A 3,617-nucleotide genomic window follows, 5' to 3' on the forward strand; every position below is an offset into this window, starting at 1 on the left:
CAGATGAGGAACACCTGCCGCTGACCTCAACCGGCTGACAACCACCCGGGACTGATCCGACGGCGCCCCACCCGCGCCGCCGGATGTTGCCGCCTGCCCAGCTGAGGTCCTGTTTTCGGACTAGATGTTCGCCGATCTGTTCGCTGAGGATGGCCGCCGGTCGGTGCCGCCGATGATCGTGGCGGTGGTGATGGTGCTGCAACGTCTGGAGGGGTTGTCGGATCGGGAGGCGGTGGATCGGTTCGCCTTTGATGTGCGGTGGAAGTACGCCGCCGGCGGGCTGGACTTCGATCATCCGGGGTTCGTGCACACCGTGCTGGTGGATATGCGGGCCCGGCTGGCCGCCTCCGACCGGCCGGACCGCATCTTCGAGCGGACCGTGGAGGTGGCCGCGCAGGCCGGGTTGATCGGCCGCAAGCGGGTGCTGGACTCGGCGCCGATCTATGACGCGGTGGCCACCCAGGACACGGTCACGCTGATCCGTTCGGCGATCCGGAATCTGCTGCGCGCGGCCGAGCGGGACCTGCGGGTGGAGTTGCGGGCGGTGATCTCCAGCGGGGATGCCTACACCGACACCGGTAAGCCGGTCATCGACTGGACGGACGTGGCCGAGCGGGAAGCGTTGATCGATTCCCGGGCCCGGGATGGGTATGCGCTGCTGGCGCAGCTGGAAGAGCGGCGCTTGTCGGCGGAGGTGGAGCAGGCGGGGCGGTTGCTGGCCACCGTGCTGGGCCAGGACCTGGACCAAGGCGAGGACGGGGTGTTCCGGATCGCGCGCAAGGTGGCCAAGGACCGTGTCATCTCAACCGTCGATCCCGAGGCCCGGCATGGCCGCAAGACCGTTTCCCGGTCCTTCGACGGCTACAAGGGTCACGTGCGACACGAGGTCGCTCAACATGAGTGGGTCATAGAAAGGAAGGTCGGCGGATGCCGAATATGAGTCCTGGGTGAGTGCTCGCTGCCCATCCCTGCCTTCGACGTGCGTTGTGAGTAATCACGGGGTGCGAAGCTCGGAGGAAAGTCTAAGCGGCCCCCGATCCATCCGGGGGCGGCGGGCGAAGGGAAGGCCGGACGGGTGAATGAAATTGAAGCCTCGTTGATGCCTCGTCATGTAGTCCCCCGGATAGATGGAAACGAGACCGGGGTACAGGGTCTGGCCGCAGAGAAGCGGCAAGTGGCGACCGGAGAGTGAACGTCGGTCGTGAGAGCACCACCGACCCCGGGGTATAGAGGACGCCCTAACCCGGTCGTATCTCATGTGTGCGAAACGTGGAAACCCCGTCATGGTCCACCACCGCGGTGTTGGTAAGCCGACCGTGAGGAAAGCCTAAATCCCTGGCGGGAAAAGGATGCCCAAGAAGCGAATGCCGGTGGCTGAAAAGCGACAGGAAACCGGGACATGACGACCAGCCCTTCCGCTGGCCGTCCCGCATAACTGACCGGATACCGGGCCCGGTGCCCGGACACGAAAGTGTGCTGACGTGTGGCAGGTGGGGTCTTTGACGATGTCCTACCCGAACCGCTGGAACCGAAGGACAAGTTAGACACCTATGGTGAACGGACCCGAAGACCCCTCGTTCGACTGGGACGCCGTGGACTGGCGGACCTGCGAGCAGGAGGTACGGCGGCTACGGCAGAGAATCTTCAAGGCGACGCAGGAGCAGGACTGGGCCAAGGTCCGGTCCTTACAGAAGTTAATGCTACGGAGCCGGTCGAACACGCTGCTCAGCGTGCGGCAGGTCACGCAGCGCAACGCTGGCCGGAAGACGGCCGGAGTGGACAGGAAGGTTGCATTGACCTCCGCTGCCAGGGCGCAGATGACCGAACGAGTGCGTCAGGGAATCGGCTCATGGAAACCGCTCCCCGTCAGAAGGGTGTATATACCGAAGGCCCAAGGGAAACAGCGGCCGCTCGGAATTCCCGTGATTTTGGATCGCTGCCACCAGGCAAGGGTCCGCAACGCGTTGGAGCCCGAGTGGGAGGCCCGATTCGAACCACGCTCATATGGGTTCAGGCCGGGCCGAAGCTGTCACGATGCGATCGAGGTCCTCTACAACACACTACGCGGAAAGAGATCCAAACGAGTGTGGATCCTGGATGCGGACCTGAAAGCTGCATTCGACAGAATCGATCACACCTATCTGCTATCCACGCTCGGGAAATTCCCGGCACGCGATCTGATCGCAGGATGGCTGAAAGCAGGAGTGTTCGAGGCGGGCAAAGGCTTAACGCCGACCGACGAGGGGACTCCTCAAGGCGGCGTGATTTCACCTTTACTCATGAATGTCGCGCTGCATGGGCTGGAGGAGGCCGCCGGCGTCCGATACCGAACCGAGCCGTCAAAAGCCGGGGATACGGCACCGGGCGCACCTGTTCTGGTGAGATTCGCCGACGACTTTGTGGCATGCTGCCACTCCAGGCAGGAAGCGCAACAAGTCAGGGAACGACTTGCCGGATGGCTGACGCAGCGTGGTCTTTCTTTCAACGAGGACAAGACCACACTCGTGCATATCGCGGATGGATTCGACTTCCTCGGATTCAATCTGCGCGGCTATCCCAACAGAAAGTTGCTGATCAAACCGAGCAAGACGGCGGTCAGGCGGATCCGGGAACGACTCGCGGCCGAGATGCGCTCCCTGCGTGGCTCGAACGCAGTGGCGGTGATCGCCCGGCTCGCACCGATCGTGCGGGGCTGGGCCGCCTACTATCGGGGAGTCGTGTCGGCAAGGGTGTTCCAGTCTCTGGACGCCTACACCTGGCACCTCACCTGGCGGTGGGCCCGCCGTGGTCATTCCCGTAAGTCGCGCACGTGGATCGTTGATCGCTACTACGGGCAGTTCAACAAGTTCAGAGGCGATCACTGGGTGTTCGGCGACCGTGATAGCGGCGGCTACCTGGTCAAGTTCTCCTGGACCCCCATCGTCCGGCACACCTTGGTCAAAGGCAGGTCATCCCCTGATGACCCCGCACAGGCCGAGTACTGGGCCAGACGGCGCACACGGGTCAAACCCCCACTCGACGGATACACCCTGCGCCTGCTCACCAGGCAGGAAGCGCGTTGCCCGTTGTGCGGGGACCACCTGCTGAGCGCCGAGCAGCCACCACAGTCCCCACAAGAGTGGGAACGCTGGTGGCAAACGGTCACCCGCAAGGCGATAGCCGCAGACTATCTGCGGAACGTCGGAGGACCAGGCTCACCGGACGGCGACCACATCCGCCTCGTGCACGCCGGATGCCATCGCGGGCACCTCACCCGCGTACGCAACAGCCCAGCACTTCACTCCAGCGCGCCCTCGCGACCTGCTTGAGCCGTGTGCCGCGACGAGTGGCACGCACGGTTCTGAGGAGGCGGCGGGCGCAGCAACGCGCCCGCCGCTATCCGACATCGCCGAAGATCCCGACAGTGAGATCATCACCGCCACCAAGGTGACGCCGGGCAACATCGGCGATGCTGAGTCCGCCGCCGAGCTCCTGGCCGACATCCTCGCCCCCGAGCAGGCCGAGCAGGCCGAGCAGGCCGAGCAGGCCGAGCAGGCCGAGCAGGCCGAGCAGGCCGAGCAGGCCGAGCAGGCCGAGCAGGCCGAGCAGGCCGAGCAGGCCGAGCAGGCCGAGCAGGC

Annotated in this window: 3 protein-coding genes; all 3 read left to right on the forward strand. The window is 64.6% G+C overall.

All coding sequences use genetic code 11. From position 1 onward, the window contains the following. Positions 1-124 precede the first annotated feature (124 nt). Positions 125-940 carry a transposase gene (locus tag ETD86_RS53150; RefSeq protein WP_138674202.1) on the forward strand — a complete coding sequence of 272 codons (816 nt, stop codon included), beginning with the start codon at positions 125-127 and terminating at the stop codon, positions 938-940. 610 nt (positions 941-1,550) lie between these two features. Beyond that, on the forward strand, positions 1,551-3,308 hold the full coding sequence (gene ltrA, locus ETD86_RS53155; protein WP_138674203.1) for a group II intron reverse transcriptase/maturase: 1,758 nt from the start codon (positions 1,551-1,553) through the stop codon (positions 3,306-3,308). 118 nt (positions 3,309-3,426) lie between these two features. Continuing rightward, a partial coding sequence (locus ETD86_RS53160; RefSeq protein ID WP_211370903.1) for a hypothetical protein occupies positions 3,427-3,617 on the forward strand: 191 nt, incomplete at its 3' end.

The sequence above is a fragment of the Nonomuraea turkmeniaca genome (assembly GCF_005889735.1).
In the GTDB taxonomy this organism is placed as follows: Bacteria; Actinomycetota; Actinomycetes; order Streptosporangiales; family Streptosporangiaceae; genus Nonomuraea; species Nonomuraea turkmeniaca.